The 21,515-nt window shown below is 60.8% G+C and carries 8 protein-coding genes, 2 tRNA genes and 3 rRNA genes; 10 read left to right on the forward strand and 3 right to left on the reverse strand.

The window, feature by feature from the left end; genetic code table 11:
* Nucleotides 1-2 precede the first annotated feature (2 nt).
* The 3 genes from ABCR88_RS03735 to ABCR88_RS03745 form a co-directional block, all read right to left on the reverse strand.
* Nucleotides 3-671: a TetR/AcrR family transcriptional regulator gene (locus ABCR88_RS03735; protein ID WP_041115789.1), complete on the reverse strand. Its 669-nt coding sequence runs from the start codon at nt 669-671 to the stop codon at nt 3-5.
* Nucleotides 672-758: 87 nt separating this feature from the next.
* Nucleotides 759-2,153, reverse strand: a complete 1,395-nt coding sequence (locus ABCR88_RS03740; protein WP_041115791.1) for a nucleobase:cation symporter-2 family protein — start codon at nt 2,151-2,153, stop codon at nt 759-761.
* 130 nt (nt 2,154-2,283) lie between these two features.
* Entirely contained in the window at nt 2,284-3,204 is a 921-nt protein-coding gene (locus ABCR88_RS03745; protein ID WP_011059101.1) for a LysR family transcriptional regulator, read from the reverse strand.
* 125 nt (nt 3,205-3,329) lie between these two features.
* Here ABCR88_RS03745 and ABCR88_RS03750 point away from each other — a divergent pair, with 125 nt between their 5' ends.
* The 10 genes from ABCR88_RS03750 (at nt 3,330) to recD (ending at nt 21,459) form a co-directional block, all read left to right on the forward strand.
* A complete protein-coding gene (locus ABCR88_RS03750) occupies nt 3,330-4,679 on the forward strand; it encodes an aspartate aminotransferase family protein (protein WP_015634038.1) in 1,350 nt (449 codons plus the stop codon).
* Between the two features lie 73 nt (nt 4,680-4,752).
* Nucleotides 4,753-6,246: a CoA-acylating methylmalonate-semialdehyde dehydrogenase gene (locus tag ABCR88_RS03755; protein ID WP_041115792.1), complete on the forward strand. Its 1,494-nt coding sequence runs from the start codon at nt 4,753-4,755 to the stop codon at nt 6,244-6,246.
* Nucleotides 6,247-6,872: 626 nt separating this feature from the next.
* Nucleotides 6,873-8,411: ribosomal RNA gene (locus ABCR88_RS03760) — 16S ribosomal RNA — on the forward strand.
* A 123-nt stretch (nt 8,412-8,534) separates the two neighbouring features.
* Nucleotides 8,535-8,611: transfer RNA gene (locus ABCR88_RS03765), tRNA-Ile, on the forward strand.
* A 10-nt stretch (nt 8,612-8,621) separates the two neighbouring features.
* Nucleotides 8,622-8,697, forward strand: a tRNA-Ala gene (locus tag ABCR88_RS03770).
* Between the two features lie 233 nt (nt 8,698-8,930).
* Nucleotides 8,931-11,822 (forward strand): 23S ribosomal RNA (locus ABCR88_RS03775).
* A gap of 138 nt (nt 11,823-11,960) precedes the next feature.
* Nucleotides 11,961-12,076: ribosomal RNA gene (gene rrf / locus ABCR88_RS03780) — 5S ribosomal RNA — on the forward strand.
* Together the 16S, 23S and 5S rRNA genes with 2 tRNA genes alongside form the textbook arrangement of a ribosomal RNA operon.
* 163 nt (nt 12,077-12,239) lie before the next feature.
* The gene (gene recC / locus ABCR88_RS03785) at nt 12,240-15,692 is read left to right on the forward strand and encodes an exodeoxyribonuclease V subunit gamma (protein WP_350404139.1); all 3,453 of its coding nucleotides are present in this window, start codon (nt 12,240-12,242) and stop codon (nt 15,690-15,692) included.
* Nucleotides 15,689-19,381 (forward strand): exodeoxyribonuclease V subunit beta, encoded by a 3,693-nt coding sequence (gene recB / locus ABCR88_RS03790; protein WP_041115796.1) that lies wholly within the window; start codon nt 15,689-15,691, stop codon nt 19,379-19,381. The genes recC and recB overlap by 4 nt, the downstream gene beginning before the upstream one ends.
* Nucleotides 19,378-21,459: an exodeoxyribonuclease V subunit alpha gene (gene recD / locus ABCR88_RS03795; protein ID WP_350404140.1), complete on the forward strand. Its 2,082-nt coding sequence runs from the start codon at nt 19,378-19,380 to the stop codon at nt 21,457-21,459. Before recB ends, recD begins: the two co-directional genes overlap by 4 nt.
* The last annotated feature ends 56 nt before the right edge of the window (nt 21,460-21,515 follow it).

Genomic DNA, 21,515 nt, shown 5'->3' on the forward strand with positions numbered 1-21,515 from the left:
GGTCAGTCTTTCAGTGCAGGTGTCAGGCCACAGCCTTTGAGAATGATGCGGATCAGGTTGTTGCCGGCGTCTTCCATGTCCTGCTTGGTCAGCCGGGTGCGCCCGGTGACGCGGCAGATCTGGGTGGCGAAATCGGCATAGTGCTGGGTGCTGCCCCACAGCAGGAAGATCAGGTGCACCGGGTCCACCGGGTCCATCTTGCCGGCGTCGATCCAGGCCTGGAACACCGCGGCGCGGCCCTGGAACCAGGCGCGGTAGTCCTGGCTGAAATACTCGCTCAGGCACTCGCCACCGCTGATGATCTCCATGGCGAAGATCCGCGAGGCTTGCGGCTGGCGGCGGGAGAATTCCATCTTGGCGCGGATGTAGCGGGTCAGGGCTTCGGCCGGATCATCTTCGGCGGTGAGGGTGTTGAAGGTGCTGTCCCAGAGTTCCAGGATGTTGCTCAGCACCGCGATGTACAGCCCCAGCTTGTTGGTGAAGTAGTAGTGCAGGTTGGCTTTGGGCAGGCCGGCCTTCTGCGCGATGGTGTTCATGCTGGTGCCTTTGAAACCGTGACGGGCGAACTCGTCCTCGGCGGCCTGGAGGATGGCCTCTTCATTCTTCTGCCGAATGCGGCTGGCGGGTTTGCCGGGGTGAGGAGTGCTGTGGGCGGGGACTTCAAAGGTCATGGAGGTTTCCGAGCAAGTCTGTGGGTGCAACCTGTGCGTTGATAGCGCACCCACGTGGATCAGACAAGCCTTGGCGTTACAAAAGCCTCAGTGGGCCTTCAGGGTGTCGTTTTCCGGAATCGGATTTGCGTCATTCGCCGCGCCCTTGCTTTCCGGCAACAGCAGGCTCATCAGCAAGGCGGTGAGGCCGCCGCTGGTGATCGCCGAATCGAACAGGTTCTGCACCACCTTGGGCAGCAGGTGCAGCAGGTTCGGTTGCGCGGCGATGCCCAGGCCGACGCCGAACGAAGTAGCGATGATCAGCATGCTGCGCCGGTCCAGCGGGGCCTGGGCGAGGATCCGTATCCCGGCTGCGGCGACGCTGCCAAACATCACCAGGGTGGCACCGCCGAGTACCGGCTTGGGGATCTGTTGCAGCAGCGCGCCGATCAGCGGGAACAGGCCCAGGCAGAACAGGATCAGGCCGATGTACAGGCCGACGAAGCGGCTGGCCACACCGGTCAACTGAATCACCCCGTTGTTCTGGGCGAAGGTGGTGTTGGGGAAGGCACTGAAGGTGGCGGCGATCATGCAACTGACGCCGTCCCCCAGGACCCCGCCCTTGAGCCGGCTTATATAGGAAGGGCCGCTGATGGGCTGGCGCGCCAGCATGCAGTTGGCGGTCAGATCTCCCACGGTTTCCAGGGTGCTGATCAGGTAGATCAGGGCTACGGGAATAAAGGCGCTCCAGTCGAAACTGAAGCCGTACCTGAAGGGCAGGGGCAGGCTGATCAACGGCAGGTCCGGCAGCGGCTGGGGCACCAGCTTGCCGCTGAACCAGGCCGCCAGGCTGCCCAGGGCCAGGCCGATGATGATGGCGCTGAGGCGCACCCACGGGGTGTTGCTGCGGTTGAGCAGAATGATGGTCAGCAGCACCAGCAGGCCCAGGCCGAGATTGCCCGTGGCGCCGAAGTCCGCGGCATTGAAGCCGCCGCCCAGGTCGGTGATGCCGACCTTGATCAGGCTGATGCCGATCAGGGTAATGACGATGCCGGTCACCAACGGGGTGATCACCCGGCGCAGTCGCCCGATAAAGCGGCTGAGGACGATCTGCACCAGCGCGCCGAAGAAACACACGCCGAAGATCATCGCCAGGATGTCTTCCGGGCTGCCGCCCCGTTGCTTGACCAGGAACCCCGCCGACAGTACGGCGCCGAGGAAGGCGAAGCTGGTGCCTTGCAGGCAGATCATGCCGGCCCCGATACCCCAGGGGCGCCGGGCCTGGATAAAGGTGCCGACCCCGGAGACCATCAGCGCCATGCTGATCAGGTATGGCAGGTGTGCCGAAAGGCCCAGGGCCGAACCAATCACCAGTGGTGGGGTGATGATGCCGACAAAGCTGGCCAGCACATGCTGCAAGGCCGCCAGCAGCGCGGGCAGGGGTTGCGGGCGGTCGTCGAGGCCGTAGATCAGTTCGCTGGGGCGGGAAGCATCTGGCTGCATGGCGTGGAGCTCGGGCTGGGGTTCAAGGTGCCGAGGTCTTTGCAAAAAGCTGTCCAGGTGCTCAGGTTATTTTTTCTGTTTTGCGGTGCGGTCCTTTGAATACGGGGCCTTGCTGGTGAGTGGAGACGCTCTAGCGGGTTGCCGCCAGGCTTTCCAGAAAGCTTTCGAGCACCAAATGAGGGCGCCGGCCCTTGCGCGTGACCGATGCCAGGCTCAGGTCGTAGAAGCGTGACTTGGGTTTGAGGGCACGCAACCGGCCCTGCTGCACCCAGAGGCTGGCGTAGTGGTCCGGCAGGTAGCCGATGTAGCGGCCGGTGAGAATCAGGAACGCCATGCCTTCCCGGTCGGATGCGCTGGCGGTGCAATTCAGCGCCTGGTAGTGGGCCTGGATCTCGGCCGGCAGGCGAAAGGTCGGGGCGATGGCGTCCTGGTCGTTGAGGCGCTGGTCGTCCAGTTGCCGGTCATCCACATAGAACAGCGGGTGGCCCACTGCGCAGTACAGCAGCGAGCGCTCGTCATACAGTGGCTGGTATTCCAGGCCGGGCAGGGCACTGGCCTGGGGCACCACGCCGACATGCAGGCGGCCGTCGAGCACCCCTTGCTCGACTTCGTTGGGGGCGATCATGCGGATCTGGATCTGCACGTCCGGGCCACGCTCCTTCAATTGCGCCAGGGCGTGGGTGATGCGCATGTGGGGCAGGGTCACCAGGTTGTCGGTGAGGCCGATGATCAATTCGCCGCGCAGGTGGCGGTGCAGGCCGTTGACCTCGGTACGGAAGCTTTCCAGGGCACTGAGCAGTTGCAGGGTCGACTGATAGACCTCGCGGCCCTCCTCGGTCAGGGAGAACCCGGCGCGCCCGCGCTGGCACAGGCGCAGGCCGACCCGCTGCTCCAGGTCGCTCATCTGCTGGCTGATGGCGGAGCGGCCGATGCCGAGCACGGTTTCCGCGGCAGAGAAACCACCGCACTCCACCACGCTGCGAAAGATCCGCAGCAGGCGGATATCAAAGTCGCTGACTTGCGCCAGCGGGTCGGCTCGACGGCTGCTCATAGTTTAGTAGATGCCAGACTGAAGGTTATTAAAGTTGGATTTCACCGACTTTATAGCCGTGGCAACTTAGCTGCAACAACGCTTTTCATTCCTACGCCGCTTCATTGCCTTGCGAGGTTTTGCTCATGAACATGCCGGAAACCGCCCCTCAGTCCCTGGCCAGCCAGCTCAAGCTCGACGCTCACTGGATGCCCTACACCGCCAACCGTAACTTCCAGCGTGACCCGCGCCTGATCGTCGGCGCCGAAGGCAGCTGGCTGGTGGATGACAAGGGCCGCAAGATCTATGACTCGCTGTCGGGTCTGTGGACCTGCGGCGCCGGTCACTCGCGCAAGGAGATCCAGGAAGCGGTCGCCAAGCAGTTGGGCACCCTGGATTACTCCCCTGGCTTCCAATACGGTCACCCGCTGTCGTTTCAACTGGCAGAGAAAATCACCGACCTGACCCCGGGCAACCTGAACCACGTGTTCTTCACCGACTCCGGCTCCGAGTGCGCCGATACCGCAGTGAAGATGGTGCGTGCCTACTGGCGCCTGAAAGGCCAGTCGACCAAGACCAAGATGATCGGCCGTGCCCGTGGCTATCATGGGGTGAACATCGCCGGCACCAGCCTGGGCGGTGTCAACGGCAACCGTAAGCTGTTCGGCCAGGCAATGATGGATGTGGACCACCTGCCGCATACGTTGCTGGCCAGTAACGCGTTTTCCCGTGGCATGCCGGAGCAGGGCGGTATTGCCCTGGCCGATGAGCTGCTGAAGCTGATCGAGTTGCACGATGCTTCCAATATCGCTGCAGTCTTCGTCGAGCCGATGGCCGGCTCGGCTGGCGTGCTGGTGCCGCCACAGGGTTACCTCAAGCGCCTGCGGGAAATCTGCGACCAGCACAACATCCTGCTGGTGTTCGACGAAGTGATCACTGGCTTCGGCCGTACCGGTGCCATGTTCGGCGCTGACAGCTTCGGCGTGACGCCGGATCTGATGTGCGTGGCCAAGCAGGTCACCAACGGCGCGATCCCCATGGGCGCGGTGATTGCCAGCTCCGAGATCTATCAGACCTTCATGAACCAGGCGACACCCGAGTACGCAGTGGAATTCCCCCACGGCTACACCTACTCGGCGCACCCGGTGGCGTGCGCTGCGGGCCTGGCGGCACTGGACCTGCTGCAGAAGGAAAACCTGGTCCAGAGCGTGGCCGAGGTTGCCCCGCATTTCGAGAATGCACTGCACGGCATCAAGGGCACGAAGAACGTGATCGACATCCGTAACTTCGGCCTGGCTGGCGCGATCCAGATTGCACCCCGTGATGGCGATGCCATCGTGCGTCCGTTCGAGGCTGGCATGGCGTTGTGGAAAGCCGGTTTCTATGTGCGCTTCGGCGGCGACACCCTGCAGTTCGGCCCAACCTTCAACAGTAAGCCGCAAGACCTCGATCGTCTGTTCGACGCGGTTGGCGAAGTGCTGAGCAAGCTCGACTGATTCGATCCCTCTTATATAGAAGCAGGCGCGAAGTGTTTCGCGCCTGCGCTTTCCCTCTTTCAGGAGTCCCCGCATGAGTCTGATTCAACACCTGATCCACGGTGAGCTGGTAAGCGACAACGGTCGCAGCGCTGACGTGTTCAACCCATCCACCGGTCAGGCGATCCATAAAGTGCCGCTGGCCAGCCGTGAAACCATCCAGCAAGCCATCGACTCGGCCAAGTCGGCATTCCCGGCCTGGCGCAATACGCCACCGGCCAAGCGCGCCCAGGTGATGTTCCGCTTCAAGCAATTGCTGGAGCAGAACGAAGCCCGTATTGCCAAGCTGATCAGCGAAGAGCACGGCAAGACCCTGGAAGATGCTGCTGGCGAATTGAAGCGCGGTATCGAGAACGTCGAATACGCCTGCGCCGCACCGGAAATCCTCAAGGGCGAGTACAGCCGTAACGTGGGCCCGAACATCGACGCCTGGTCCGACTTCCAGCCGCTGGGCGTAGTGGCCGGCATTACCCCGTTCAACTTCCCGGCCATGGTGCCGCTGTGGATGTATCCGCTGGCGATCGCCTGTGGCAACTGCTTCATCCTCAAGCCTTCTGAGCGTGACCCAAGCTCGACCCTGCTGATTGCCGAACTGCTGCATGAGGCCGGCCTGCCCAAGGGCGTGCTGAACGTGGTGCACGGTGACAAAACTGCGGTGGACGCGCTGATCGAGGCACCGGAAGTCAAGGCGCTGAGTTTTGTCGGTTCGACGCCAATTGCCGAGTACATCTATGCCGAAGGCACCAAGCGCGGCAAGCGCGTTCAGGCTCTGGGGGGGGCGAAGAACCACGCGGTGCTGATGCCGGATGCCGACCTGGATAACGCCGTCAGTGCGTTGATGGGCGCGGCCTACGGTTCATGTGGTGAGCGTTGTATGGCGATCTCGGTAGCCGTGTGCGTGGGCGACCAGGTGGCCGATGCCCTGGTGGCCAAGCTGGTGCCACAGATCAAGGCGCTGAAGATTGGTGCCGGTACTTCCTGTGGCCTGGACATGGGGCCGCTGGTTACCGCCCAGGCGCGTGACAAGGTCAGTGGTTATGTAGAAGACGGCGTGGCCGCAGGTGCGCAACTGGTGGTGGACGGTCGTGGCCTGAGCGTGGCCGGTCATGAAGACGGCTTCTTCCTCGGTGGCTGCCTGTTCGACCGCGTTACCCCGCAGATGCGCATCTATAAGGAAGAGATCTTCGGGCCGGTGCTGTGCATCGTCCGGGTCAACAGCCTGGAGGAGGCCATGCAACTGATCAACGGTCACGAGTACGGCAACGGTACCTGCATCTTTACCCGTGACGGTGAAGCGGCACGTCTGTTCTGCGACGAGATCGAAGTGGGCATGGTGGGCGTCAACGTGCCGCTGCCGGTACCTGTGGCCTATCACAGCTTCGGTGGCTGGAAGCGTTCACTGTTCGGTGACCTGCATGCCTACGGTCCCGATGGTGTGCGTTTCTATACCCGTCGCAAGGCGATCACTCAGCGCTGGCCGCAACGTGCCAGCCACGAAGCCTCGCAGTTCGCCTTCCCTAGCCTGTAAGAGTGAAGCAATAAAGGCCGGCCCCTTGGTGCCGGCCTTTGCTTTTATGGGCTTTTCTGACCGATATGACAGATTTATGAAAATAACTGTTGACGGCAGATTCTACAGGTCTATAATTCGCCCCACTTCCGGCGCAGTCGAAACGGAAAACTCCTTGAGATTCAATGAGTTACGCAGTTTTCGACAGCGGTTACGCTTCAGTTCATCGAAGCCAGAAGCAGTTGGTAAGGCAGTCAGTTTTCGCCTTATTAACGATTCGATCCTCTCGGTCGAAAGCGGTTGAAAAGAGGTGTTGACAGCAGCGTGTAACGCTGTAGAATTCGCCTCCCGCTAACGAGAGATCGGAAGCGCAAGTGGTTGAAGTTAAAAAGGAAACTTTGAAAACTTCTTAAAAAAATCACTTGACAGCAAATGAGGCTGCTGTAGAATGCGCGCCTCGGTTGAGACGAAAGATCTTAACCAACCGCTCTTTAACAACTGAATCAAGCAATTCGTGTGGGTGCTTGTGGAGTCAGACTGATAGTCAAAAAGATTATCAGCATCACAAGTTACTCCGCGAGAAATCAAAGATGTAACCAACGATTGCTGAGCCAAGTTTAGGGTTTTCTCAAAACCCAAAGATGTTTGAACTGAAGAGTTTGATCATGGCTCAGATTGAACGCTGGCGGCAGGCCTAACACATGCAAGTCGAGCGGCAGCACGGGTACTTGTACCTGGTGGCGAGCGGCGGACGGGTGAGTAATGCCTAGGAATCTGCCTAGTAGTGGGGGATAACGTCCGGAAACGGGCGCTAATACCGCATACGTCCTACGGGAGAAAGTGGGGGATCTTCGGACCTCACGCTATTAGATGAGCCTAGGTCGGATTAGCTAGTTGGTGAGGTAATGGCTCACCAAGGCGACGATCCGTAACTGGTCTGAGAGGATGATCAGTCACACTGGAACTGAGACACGGTCCAGACTCCTACGGGAGGCAGCAGTGGGGAATATTGGACAATGGGCGAAAGCCTGATCCAGCCATGCCGCGTGTGTGAAGAAGGTCTTCGGATTGTAAAGCACTTTAAGTTGGGAGGAAGGGCAGTTACCTAATACGTGATTGTTTTGACGTTACCGACAGAATAAGCACCGGCTAACTCTGTGCCAGCAGCCGCGGTAATACAGAGGGTGCAAGCGTTAATCGGAATTACTGGGCGTAAAGCGCGCGTAGGTGGTTTGTTAAGTTGGATGTGAAAGCCCCGGGCTCAACCTGGGAACTGCATCCAAAACTGGCAAGCTAGAGTATGGTAGAGGGTGGTGGAATTTCCTGTGTAGCGGTGAAATGCGTAGATATAGGAAGGAACACCAGTGGCGAAGGCGACCACCTGGACTGATACTGACACTGAGGTGCGAAAGCGTGGGGAGCAAACAGGATTAGATACCCTGGTAGTCCACGCCGTAAACGATGTCAACTAGCCGTTGGGAGCCTTGAGCTCTTAGTGGCGCAGCTAACGCATTAAGTTGACCGCCTGGGGAGTACGGCCGCAAGGTTAAAACTCAAATGAATTGACGGGGGCCCGCACAAGCGGTGGAGCATGTGGTTTAATTCGAAGCAACGCGAAGAACCTTACCAGGCCTTGACATCCAATGAACTTTCTAGAGATAGATTGGTGCCTTCGGGAACATTGAGACAGGTGCTGCATGGCTGTCGTCAGCTCGTGTCGTGAGATGTTGGGTTAAGTCCCGTAACGAGCGCAACCCTTGTCCTTAGTTACCAGCACGTTATGGTGGGCACTCTAAGGAGACTGCCGGTGACAAACCGGAGGAAGGTGGGGATGACGTCAAGTCATCATGGCCCTTACGGCCTGGGCTACACACGTGCTACAATGGTCGGTACAAAGGGTTGCCAAGCCGCGAGGTGGAGCTAATCCCATAAAACCGATCGTAGTCCGGATCGCAGTCTGCAACTCGACTGCGTGAAGTCGGAATCGCTAGTAATCGCGAATCAGAATGTCGCGGTGAATACGTTCCCGGGCCTTGTACACACCGCCCGTCACACCATGGGAGTGGGTTGCACCAGAAGTAGCTAGTCTAACCTTCGGGAGGACGGTTACCACGGTGTGATTCATGACTGGGGTGAAGTCGTAACAAGGTAGCCGTAGGGGAACCTGCGGCTGGATCACCTCCTTAATCGACGACATCAGCTGCTTCATAAGCTCCCACACGAATTGCTTGATTCATTGAAGAAGACGATAGAAGCAGCTTTAAGCTCCAAGCTGATAGCTCCAAGCTAACAGTTACAAGCTCGAAATTGGGTCTGTAGCTCAGTTGGTTAGAGCGCACCCCTGATAAGGGTGAGGTCGGCAGTTCGAATCTGCCCAGACCCACCAATTTTGTTATGGGGCCATAGCTCAGCTGGGAGAGCGCCTGCCTTGCACGCAGGAGGTCAGCGGTTCGATCCCGCTTGGCTCCACCATAAACTGCTTCTGAAAGCTTAGAAATGAGCATTCACTTTGAATGTTGATTTCTAGTCTTTTGATTAGATCGTTCTTTAAAAATTTGGGTATGTGATAGAAAGATAGACTGAACGTTACTTTCACTGGTAACGGATCAGGCTAAGGTAAAATTTGTGAGTTCTCTTTTAATTAAGAATGCAAATTTTCGGCGAATGTCGTCTTCATAGTATAACCAGATTGCTTGGGGTTATATGGTCAAGTGAAGAAGCGCATACGGTGGATGCCTTGGCAGTCAGAGGCGATGAAAGACGTGGTAGCCTGCGATAAGCTTCGGGGAGTCGGCAAACAGACTTTGATCCGGAGATCTCTGAATGGGGGAACCCAGCCATCATAAGATGGTTATCTTGTACTGAATACATAGGTGCAAGAGGCGAACCAGGGGAACTGAAACATCTAAGTACCCTGAGGAAAAGAAATCAACCGAGATTCCCTTAGTAGTGGCGAGCGAACGGGGACTAGCCCTTAAGTGGCTTTGAGATTAGCGGAACGCTCTGGAAAGTGCGGCCATAGTGGGTGATAGCCCTGTACGCGAAAATCTCTTAGTCATGAAATCGAGTAGGACGGGGCACGAGAAACCTTGTCTGAATATGGGGGGACCATCCTCCAAGGCTAAATACTACTGACTGACCGATAGTGAACTAGTACCGTGAGGGAAAGGCGAAAAGAACCCCGGAGAGGGGAGTGAAATAGATCCTGAAACCGTATGCGTACAAGCAGTGGGAGCAGACTTTGTTCTGTGACTGCGTACCTTTTGTATAATGGGTCAGCGACTTATTTTCAGTGGCAAGCTTAACCGAATAGGGGAGGCGTAGCGAAAGCGAGTCTTAATAGGGCGTCTAGTCGCTGGGAATAGACCCGAAACCGGGCGATCTATCCATGGGCAGGTTGAAGGTTAGGTAACACTGACTGGAGGACCGAACCGACTACCGTTGAAAAGTTAGCGGATGACCTGTGGATCGGAGTGAAAGGCTAATCAAGCTCGGAGATAGCTGGTTCTCCTCGAAAGCTATTTAGGTAGCGCCTCATGTATCACTGTAGGGGGTAGAGCACTGTTTCGGCTAGGGGGTCATCCCGACTTACCAAACCGATGCAAACTCCGAATACCTACAAGTGCCGAGCATGGGAGACACACGGCGGGTGCTAACGTCCGTCGTGAAAAGGGAAACAACCCAGACCGTCAGCTAAGGTCCCAAAGTTATGGTTAAGTGGGAAACGATGTGGGAAGGCTTAGACAGCTAGGAGGTTGGCTTAGAAGCAGCCACCCTTTAAAGAAAGCGTAATAGCTCACTAGTCGAGTCGGCCTGCGCGGAAGATGTAACGGGGCTCAAACCATACACCGAAGCTACGGGTATCACGTAAGTGATGCGGTAGAGGAGCGTTCTGTAAGCCTGTGAAGGTGAGTTGAGAAGCTTGCTGGAGGTATCAGAAGTGCGAATGCTGACATGAGTAACGACAATGGGTGTGAAAAACACCCACGCCGAAAGACCAAGGTTTCCTGCGCAACGTTAATCGACGCAGGGTTAGTCGGTCCCTAAGGCGAGGCTGAAAAGCGTAGTCGATGGAAAACAGGTTAATATTCCTGTACTTCTAGTTATTGCGATGGAGGGACGGAGAAGGCTAGGCCAGCTTGGCGTTGGTTGTCCAAGTTTAAGGTGGTAGGCTGGAATCTTAGGTAAATCCGGGGTTCTAAGGCCGAGAGCTGATGACGAGTTGCCTTTTAGGTGACGAAGTGGTTGATGCCATGCTTCCAAGAAAAGCTTCTAAGCTTCAGATAACTAGGAACCGTACCCCAAACCGACACAGGTGGTTGGGTAGAGAATACCAAGGCGCTTGAGAGAACTCGGGTGAAGGAACTAGGCAAAATGGCACCGTAACTTCGGGAGAAGGTGCGCCGGTGAGGGTGAAGGACTTGCTCCGTAAGCTCATGCCGGTCGAAGATACCAGGCCGCTGCGACTGTTTATTAAAAACACAGCACTCTGCAAACACGAAAGTGGACGTATAGGGTGTGACGCCTGCCCGGTGCCGGAAGGTTAATTGATGGGGTTAGCTAACGCGAAGCTCTTGATCGAAGCCCCGGTAAACGGCGGCCGTAACTATAACGGTCCTAAGGTAGCGAAATTCCTTGTCGGGTAAGTTCCGACCTGCACGAATGGCGTAACGATGGCGGCGCTGTCTCCACCCGAGACTCAGTGAAATTGAAATCGCTGTGAAGATGCAGTGTATCCGCGGCTAGACGGAAAGACCCCGTGAACCTTTACTATAGCTTTGCACTGGACTTTGAATTTGCTTGTGTAGGATAGGTGGGAGGCTTTGAAGCGTGAACGCCAGTTTGCGTGGAGCCATCCTTGAAATACCACCCTGGCAACTTTGAGGTTCTAACTCAGGTCCGTTATCCGGATCGAGGACAGTGTATGGTGGGTAGTTTGACTGGGGCGGTCTCCTCCTAAAGAGTAACGGAGGAGTACGAAGGTGCGCTCAGACCGGTCGGAAATCGGTCGTAGAGTATAAAGGCAAAAGCGCGCTTGACTGCGAGACAGACACGTCGAGCAGGTACGAAAGTAGGTCTTAGTGATCCGGTGGTTCTGTATGGAAGGGCCATCGCTCAACGGATAAAAGGTACTCCGGGGATAACAGGCTGATACCGCCCAAGAGTTCATATCGACGGCGGTGTTTGGCACCTCGATGTCGGCTCATCACATCCTGGGGCTGAAGCCGGTCCCAAGGGTATGGCTGTTCGCCATTTAAAGTGGTACGCGAGCTGGGTTTAGAACGTCGTGAGACAGTTCGGTCCCTATCTGCCGTGGACGTTTGAGATTTGAGAGGGGCTGCTCCTAGTACGAGAGGACCGGAGTGGACGAACCTCTGGTGTTCCGGTTGTCACGCCAGTGGCATTGCCGGGTAGCTATGTTCGGAAAAGATAACCGCTGAAAGCATCTAAGCGGGAAACTTGCCTCAAGATGAGATCTCACTGGAACCTTGAGTTCCCTAAAGGGCCGTCGAAGACTACGACGTTGATAGGTTGGGTGTGTAAGCGCTGTGAGGCGTTGAGCTAACCAATACTAATTGCCCGTGAGGCTTGACCATATAACACCCAAGCAATTTGCTTAAGAAGCGAGTTGCGGTGTGTGAAGACGATACAAACCGAAAGTTTGCGAACACACAAATCTATTACATACCCATTCGCTGGCACGTTGCACAAGCAACGGACTGGCTACCGAATTTCTTGACGACCATAGAGCGTTGGAACCACCTGATCCCATCCCGAACTCAGAAGTGAAACGATGCATCGCCGATGGTAGTGTGGGGTTTCCCCATGTGAGAGTAGGTCATCGTCAAGATTAAATTCCGAAACCCCAACTGCATATGCAGTTGGGGTTTTGTTTTTGCGCGACATAAAAGCCTGGCGCTTTCTCTGTCACTGTTTGCTCGACCTGGCTGCCACTGCCCGGTGACAGTGCTAAGGTTCCGCCCTAGCTTTTTGCATTCTCCAAGGAAGCCTTTATGCCGGACGCCTCGTCCCTCAACCCTGGTTTCATGGTGGTTCACGGTAACCGCCTGGACGAGTTGCGCAGCCTGGTGGTCAGCTGGATGCGGCGTTATCCCCTGGCGCCCCTGGAAAATGAAATTGCCCTGGTACAGAGCAACGGTATCGCCCAATGGCTGAAACTGGCCCTGGCCGAAGACCCCGAAGTGGATGACGGCGGTGGCTGCGGTATTGCCGCTGCCATTGATGTGCAATTGCCGGGCAGTTTCATGTGGCAGTTGTACCGCCTGGTCCTGGGGCGAGACGAAATCCCGCCCAAATCCCTGCTGGATAAAGCTCCCCTGACCTGGCGGCTGATGCGCCTGTTGCCGGAGTTGATCGATGAGCCGCATTTCGAACCCCTGCAACGCTTCCTGACCCACGACAGTGACCTGCGCAAGCGCTATCAATTGGCCGAGCGTCTGGCCGATCTGTTCGACCAATACCAGGTCTATCGAGCCGACTGGCTGGAGGATTGGGCCGCCGGCCGCCACCAACTGCGCAATGGTCGTGGTGAAACCAAGGTCCTGACGCCTGCCAACTGCTGGCAGGCCGAGCTATGGCGCGCGCTGCTGTTGGATGTCGGCACCGAGGGGATGGCCCAGAGTCGCGCAGGCGTTCACCAGCGCTTTATCGAACGGATCAACCAACTGGAGGTGGCGCCCAGTGGCTTGCCGTCCCGAGTGATCGTTTTCGGTATCTCTTCGCTGCCGGCCCAGGCCCTGGAGGCACTGGCCGGGTTGGCCCACTTCAGTCAGGTGCTGCTGTGTGTGCACAACCCTTGTCGCCATCACTGGGCCGATATCGTTGCCGACAAGGACCTGCTGCGCCACCAATACAAACGCCAGGCGCGCAAGGCCGGCATGCCTCAGGCCCTGGATCCGCAAACCCTGCACCAGCACGCCCACCCGCTGCTGGCCGCCTGGGGCAAGCAAGGCCGTGACTACATCAACCTGCTGGACAGCTATGACGATCCCAACAGCTATCGCAGCGCTTTTCGCGATGGCCGGATCGATCTGTTCAGTGACAGCCAGCCGGCCAGCATGCTCCAGCAATTGCAGGACGACATTCTCGAGCTGCGCCCGCTGAACGAAACACGTGAGTTGTGGCCGCAGGTCGATATCCAGCACGACCAATCGATCCGTTTTCACATTGCCCACAGCGCCCAGCGAGAAGTGGAGATCCTTCACGACCAGCTCCTGGCGCGCTTCAGTGCAGAGCCCGACCTGCGGCCCCGGGATGTGATCGTCATGGTCCCGGACATCGACAGCTACGCCCCGCATATCCGCGCGGTGTTCGGCCAGCTGGAGCGGGATGACCGGCGCTTCATTCCCTTCACCCTCACAGACCAGGGCCAGCGTGGCCGTGACCCGCTGCTGATCGCCGTCGAGCATCTATTGAAGCTGCCGGACAGTCGTTTTCCGGTCAGTGAGATTCTCGACCTGCTGGACGTTCCAGCCCTGCGTGCGCGTTTTGGCGTTGACGAAGCCGACCTGCCGACCCTGCACCGCTGGATTGAAGGTGCCGGCATCCGTTGGGGAATGAATGCCGAGCAGCGCGCAGAACTGGGGCTGCCCCCGGAACTGGAGCAGAACAGCTGGCGTTTCGGCTTGCGGCGCATGCTCCTGGGTTATGCCGTCGGCCGTTCCGACGCCTGTGACGGTATCGAGCCTTATGACGAGATCGGTGGCCTGGATGCGGCGCTGATCGGTCCCCTGGTCGCCCTTCTTGACGCCCTGCAGATCGCCTACCAGCAACTCACCCAGCCGGCGGTTCCGGCGGAGTGGGGCGAGCGCCTGCACAACCTGTTGGAACAGTTCTTCCTTGCCAGCAACGAGCACGATGATTACCTGCTGGGACAGCTCGACGACCTGCGGGAAACCTGGCTGGAAACCTGCGAGTCTGTGGGCCTGCAAGATCAGTTGCCGCTGACGGTGGTCCGCGAAGCCTGGCTGGCCGGCCTGGACCAGGGGCGCCTGTCCCAGCGTTTCCTCGCCGGAGCGGTGAACTTCTGCACCCTGATGCCAATGCGCGCCATCCCCTTCAAGCTGGTGTGCCTGCTGGGCATGAACGATGGCGATTACCCCAGGGCGCAGCCGCCTCTGGACTTCGACCTGATGGGGAGCGACTACCGCCCCGGCGACCGATCACGGCGCGAAGACGACCGTTACCTGCTGCTTGAAGCGCTGCTCTCGGCTCGTGACCAACTTTATGTCAGTTGGGTTGGCCGCAGCATTCGCGACAACAGCGAGCGCCCGGCCTCGGTCCTGATCGGCCAGTTGCGCGATCACCTGGCCAGCGGCTGGCGGCTGCCCAATGAGCAGGACTCCCTGCTGGAGGCCCTGACCCAGGAGCATCCCCTGCAACCCTTCAGTGCCCGCTATTTCCACGACAGCGACACGCTGTTCAGCTACGCCCGGGAGTGGCAAGTGCTGCATCAGGTCCGAGAGGAACTGGGCGCAGTCGAACGCCTGGAACCCTATGTCCAGGACGAGCCCCTGAGCCTTGCCCAGTTGCAGGATTTCCTGCGCAACCCGGTGCGGCATTTCTTCAGCCAAAGGCTCAAGGTGTTCTTTGAAGCCATGGAAGCACCGCTGGCCGATGAAGAGCCCTTCGTGCTCGATGCTCTACAGCGCTACAGCCTCAGCGACAGCCTGCTGGAAGCGGCGCTGGGCGACGCCGCGCAGCCCGAGCAAGCCTTGCAGGCCCAGGCCCAGAGGCTGCAAGCCAGTGGCCTGTTGCCCATGGCCGGTTTTGGCGAATGCCTGCAGCGCGAACTGCTGGAGCCCCTGCCGGACCTGTTGCAGCGTTATCGGCAACTGCTCGACCTGTGGCCGACCCCGGTAACCAGTGCGCTGCCTGTGAGCCTGGAACTGCAAGGCGTGCGCCTGGAAGGTTGGCTCAGCAGCCTGCACCAGCGAGCTGATGGCGGGTTGTTGGCTGTGAGCGCCATCCCCAACGGCATCGGCTCGACCAAGACCCGTAAATGGCATCGGCTGATCAAGCCTTGGGTCAATCATCTGCTGGCCTGCGCCAGTGGTTACTCCTTGACCACCGCGCTGGTGGCCAGCGATGACAGCCTGTTGTTGCCGCCGCTGGAGCAGGAGGTGGCCCGGCAGATTCTCGGCAACCTGCTGCAGGCCTGGCAGGCCGGCATGCGCCAGCCGCTGCCGGTGGCGATCAAGACCGCCTTCGCCTGGCTGGGCCAGAGCGACCCGGACAAAGCCGCGGCCGCTGCACGCAAGACCTACGATGGCGACGGCCAGAACAGCGAGGGCGAACGCCGGCAAAGCCCGGCCCTGGCCCGCCAATTCGCCGACTACAACGCACTGATCGCCGATGAAACCTTCAGCGGTTGGGCCGAGACCCTTTATCGACCCCTGTTGAATGCTCCCTGGCGTTCGGCGCTCGGCGAGGAGGCAGGCGCATGACTGCACAAGCTCCCCTGGCCCTGGCATTTCCTCTGCGCGGCAGCCAGTTGATCGAGGCCAGTGCCGGTACCGGCAAGACCTTCACCATCTCCGCGCTCTACTTGCGCCTGGTGCTGGGCCATGGCGGTGAGGCGGCGGGTTTCGGGCGTGAATTGCTGCCGCCGCAGATACTGGTGGTGACCTTTACCGATGCCGCCACCAAGGAATTGCGCGAGCGCATTCGCACGCGCCTGGCGGAAGCCGCGCGCTTCTTTCGCGATGAAACCAGCGCCCCCGATGGCCTGATCGTCGAGTTGCGTGAGCAATACCCCGTCGAGCAGTGGGCCGCCTGTGCCAATCGCCTGGACATCGCCGCGCAATGGATGGATGAGGCCGCGGTCTCGACCATCCACAGTTGGTGCCAGCGCATGTTGCGCGAACATGCGTTCGACAGCGGCAGCCTGTTCACCCAGACCCTGGAAACCGACCACAGCGACCTGCTGGGCCAGGTTCTGCGCGATTACTGGCGGCTGTTCTGCTACCCGATGCAGGGTGATGCCCTGAACTGGGTGCGCAGCCATTGGGTCGGGCCGGCCGAACTCATGCCCCGAGTGCGGGCAATGTTCGGCAACGAGCGTCGGGACCCACCCGAACAGACGCCGAGCGAGTTGATCGAAGCCTGCCTGCAAGAACGTCGTGAAGCCCTGGTGCAGATCAAGGCGCCCTGGCGCGAGTGGGCCGCGCAACTGCGGGAGATCTGCCTGCAAGGCGTGGCCAGCAAGAGCGTCGACGGGCGCAAGATGCAGGCCCGGTTCTTCGAGCCCTGGTTCGAAAAGATCAGTGCCTGGGCCGAGGACGAATCCGTCGAGCAGCTGGACATCGGCACCGGCTTCACCCGCCTGACCCCCGAAGGCATGAGCGAGGCCTGGAAAGGCGCGGCCCCCGATCACCCCGGGCTCGACGCCATGGCCGGGCTCAAGGCCAGCCTCGATGCCTTGCCCAGCCCGGATGCGGCGGTCCTGCAACACGCCGCGCAATGGGTGGGGGCACGTTTCGAAGAAGAGAAGCGGCGGCGCGCCGAGATGGGCTTCGACGACATGCTGCTGCGCCTGGACAGCGCCCTGCAGAGCGATGGCGGCGAGCGCCTGGCGACCCTGATTCGCGAGCAGTTCCCGGTGGCCCTGATCGACGAATTCCAGGACACCGACCCGGTGCAGTACCGGATCTTCGAAAGCATCTACCGGATCGAGGCCAACGACCCCGAGACCGGCCTGTTCCTGATCGGCGATCCCAAGCAGGCGATCTACGCCTTCCGTGGCGCCGATATCTACACCTACCTGCGGGCACGCCAGGCCACCAGCGGGCGCCTGCACACCCTGGGCACCAACTTCCGTTCCAGCCAGGCGATGGTCAGCGCGGTCAACCATGTGTTCCTGCAAGCCGAACAGCGGCCGCAGGGACAGGGAGCCTTCCTGTTTCGCGAAGCGGATGGCGAGAACCCGGTGCCATTCCTGGCGGTGGCCGCCCAGGGGCGCAAGGAGCAACTGCTGGTCGACGGCCAGCCGGTGCCGGCACTTAACTTCTGGCAATTGCCTTCGGAACAGCCGCTGTCCGGGGCCCAGTATCGCCAGCATCAGGCGGCGGCTTGCGCCACTGCGATTGTCGGCCTGCTCAATGGCGGCCAGCAGGGGCGCAGTGGGTTTGTCCGTGAGCAGCAAGCGCTGAAAGGCTTGCTACCGGCGGATATCGCGATCCTGGTGCGCGATGGCAAGGAGGCCCAGGCCGTGCGCGGCGAGCTGGCGGCCCGCGGGGTGCGCAGTGTGTACCTGTCGGACAAGGACTCGGTGTTCGCCGCCCAGGAAGCCCGGGATGTGCTGGTGTGGCTCAAGGCTTGCGCCGAGCCGGACGTGGAGCGGCCGCTGCGCGCGGCCCTGGCGTCCCTCACCCTGAACCTGCCGCTGCTGGAGCTGGAGCGGCTCAACCAGGATGAACTGGCCTGGGAAGCGCGGGTCATGCAGTTCCGTGGCTACCGGGCGATCTGGCGCAGCCAGGGCGTGCTGCCCATGCTGCGGCGCCTGCTGCATGACTTCCAGCTGCCCCAGGCGCTGATGGCCCGCAGTGATGGCGAGCGGGTGCTGACCAACCTTCTGCACCTGTCCGAGCTGCTGCAACAAAGCGCCGCCGAACTCGACGGCGAGCAGGCCCTGATCCGCCATCTGGCCGAGCACCTGGCGCTGTCCGGGCAGGCGGGGGAGGAGCAGATCCTGCGCCTGGAAAGCGATGAGCAACTGGTCAAGGTGGTGACCATCCACAAGTCCAAGGGCCTGGAATACCCCTTGGTGTTCCTGCCCTTCATCTGTTCCACCAAGCCGGTGGATGGCAGCCGCTTGCCGCTGCATTACCACGATGCTGCCGGCAAGCCCCAGGTCAGCCTGCGGCCCACCCCGGAGCTGATTGCCCTGGCCGATGAAGAGCGCCTGGCGGAAGACCTGCGGCTGCTCTATGTGGCCCTGACCAGGGCCCAGCATGCCTGCTGGCTGGGGGTGGCCGATCTCAAGCGGGGCAATCACAGCAGCTCGGTATTGCACCTTTCGGCCCTGGGTTACCTGCTGGGGGGCGGCGATGTCCTGGGCGAATCCAGCGCCTTGTTGCGCTGGCTGCTGGACCTGCAGCAGGGCTGCGCTGCGATTGGCGTGTCCGAGCTGCCCGTCGTCGATGACCAGCGCTATCGGCCACCGCGCAACGAGGCCACCCTGCTGGCGCCGCTGACGCCCAGCCGCCGCGCCGCGGAAAACTGGTGGATTGCCTCCTACAGTGCCTTGCGCATCAGCGACATCCTGGGGGCGGGCAGCACCGAGGCGCCGGAAAACCCCCAGGCGCAGAAACTCTTCGACGACGAACGCCTGGACCCCGAAGCTCCTCGGGAAACCCTGGCCAGCGGCGGCGATATCCACCGCTTCCCCCGCGGCCCGAACCCCGGGACCTTCCTTCATGGCCTGCTGGAGTGGGCTGGGGAGGAGGGTTTTGCCGCTGCCCCCGAGGCGATCGAGGACGCCGTGGCCCGGCGCTGCAATCGCCGCGGCTGGCAAGGCTGGATCCCGACCCTGAGCGACTGGCTGCAGCACCTGCTGCAAGCGCCCTTGCCCCTGGGCGAGGGCCAGGCACCGGTGGTGCTCGGGCAGTTGACCCAGTACCGGGTCGAGATGGAGTTCTGGTTCGCCAGCCACAAGGTCGATGTGCTCAAGCTCGATGAGCGGGTACGCCAGCAAACCCATCAGGGCGCGCCCCGAGTCACGGCCGAGCCGGTATTGCTCAACGGCATGTTCAAGGGTTTTATCGACCTGACCTTCGAACACCAGGGCCGCTATTACGTGGCCGACTACAAATCCAACTGGCTGGGCGCGGACGACGCGGCCTACACCGAGCAGGCCATGGAACAATCGATTCTCGACAACCGTTACGACCTGCAATACGTGCTGTACCTGCTGGCCCTGCACCGACAATTGAAGGCCCGGCTGGCGGACTACGACTACGATCGCCATGTGGGCGGCGCCTTGTACCTGTTCCTGCGGGGCACCCGTGCCGCCAGCCAGGGGGCCTACTTCGTCCGGCCGCCTCGACAGTTGATCGAGCAACTGGACCGCATGTTCCAGGGCCAGCCCGAGCCACCCAAGGCCGAGCCCGCCTGGGAGCAGGGAGTGCTGCTATGAGCCAGGACCTGTTCGATGCACTGGACCAGGCGCCGCAACCGGCCTTCGACCTGGTGCCCCTGAGCCGCGCCGACGACTTGCTGCTGTTGCTTGAGCGCTGGGTCGAGCGCGGCTGGCTACGTTCCCTGGACCGGGCCTTTGTCGGCTTCCTGCATGAGCTGGACCCGGGCTGTGATCCGCTGGTACTGATGGCCGCGGCCCTGACCAGCCATCAGCTGGGGCACGGGCATGTCTGCCTGGACCTGTTCGAAACCCTCAAGGAGCCGGACTTCGCCCTGTCGCTGCCGCCCGAAGGCGACGCACAAAACGGCGCACCGGCGCTGCCGTCCCAGGTGTTGATGGGGCTTGAAGGGGCGCACTGGTGCAAGGTCCTGGCCGGCAGCCGCCTGGTGGCCCTGGCGGCGGATCATGCCGAGTCTTCCCGGCAGCGGCCGCTGGTGCTGTCTGGCAAGCGCCTGTACCTGCGCCGCTACTGGGCCTATGAGCGGCGTATCGACAACGCCTTGCGCCAGCGCCTGGCCTTGGCCGAGGCCACGCCGGAAAACCTCGCGGCGCGCCTCGACGGGCTGTTCGGCCCGGCCAAGGCGGCGGGGCCCGTCGACTGGCAGAAACTCGCCTGTGCCCTGGCCACCCGGGGCGCCTTCAGCATCATCACCGGCGGCCCCGGCACCGGCAAGACCACCACCGTGGTGCGCCTGCTGGCCTTGCTCCAGGGCCCGGCGGTGGAAGCACGCAAGCCGCTGCGCATTCGCCTGGCGGCGCCTACCGGCAAGGCCGCGGCGCGCCTGACCGAGTCCATCAGCTTGCAGGTGCGTTCCCTGGCGGTGCCCGATGAGGTGCGGGAAATGATCCCCAGCGAGGTGACCACCGTGCACCGCTTGCTGGGCAATCGCCCGGGCACCCGGCATTTCCGCCATCACGCCGGCAACCGGTTGCCCCTGGATGTCCTGGTGGTGGACGAAGCCTCGATGATCGACCTGGAAATGATGGCCAACCTGCTGGACGCCTTGCCCCTCCATGCACGCCTGGTGTTGCTGGGGGACAAGGACCAACTGGCCTCGGTGGAAGCCGGCGCCGTGCTCGGCGACCTGTGCCGTGACGCCGAGGCCGGTTGGTACAACCCGCAGACCCGGGCCTGGCTGGAGGCGGTCAGTGGCGAGAACCTGGGAGCCAGCGGCCTGCAGGAAGACAGCGCCCACCAGCATCCCCTGGCGCAGCAGGTGGTGATGCTGCGCCATTCCCGGCGTTTCGGCGAAGGCAGCGGCATCGGCCAGCTGGCGCGTTGGGTCAACCAGCAGCAGGCCGATGAAGCCCGGCGCCTGCTGGCGGCTCGCAGCCATGCCGACCTGTATGGCCTGAGCCTCAAGGGCGAGCAGGATCGGGCCCTGGAGCGGCTGCTGCTGGAGGGCCATGGCGAGGGGCCGCAAGGCTACCGCCACTACCTGAATGTACTGCGCAGCCAGCGCCCGCCGCCGGGTACGCCTCTGGCGGATCGGCGCTGGACCGACTGGGCGCGCCATGTCCTGCAGGCCTTTGATCGCTTCCAATTGCTGTGCGCGGTGCGCAAGGGCCCCTGGGGTGTCGAAGGCCTGAACCTGCGGATCACCCAGGCGCTGTTCAAGGCCCGGCTGATCGACAGCGACCAGCAATGGTACGAGGGCCGCCCGGTGCTGATGACCCGCAACGATTACGGCCTGGGCCTGATGAACGGTGATATCGGCATCACCCTGAAACTGCCTGAGCAGGAAGGCTCGGAGGCGGGGCGTCAGGTGCTGCGCGTCGCCTTTCCGCGCAACGATGGCCAGGGCGGGGTGCGGTTGGTGCTGCCAAGCCGGCTCAATGACGTGGAAACCGTTTACGCCATGACTGTGCATAAGTCCCAGGGCTCGGAGTTCGCCCACACCGCGTTGATCCTGCCCGACGCTTTGAACCCGGTGCTGACCAAGGAGCTGATCTACACCGGTATCACCCGGGCCAAGGACTGGTTCAGCCTGATCGAGCCCCGTGCCGGAGTGTTCGAAGAGGCTGTTCGGCGCAAGGTCAAGCGTCTGAGCGGGTTGATGCTGGAGTTGGACTGACGCCCATGTTTCCGGCTTTTCTCAGGCATCGTGCTCGGGCGCTGGTCTCGCTGCAT

Source organism: Pseudomonas sp. W17 (assembly GCF_040268305.1).
Lineage (GTDB): Bacteria > Pseudomonadota > Gammaproteobacteria > Pseudomonadales > Pseudomonadaceae > Aquipseudomonas > Aquipseudomonas protegens.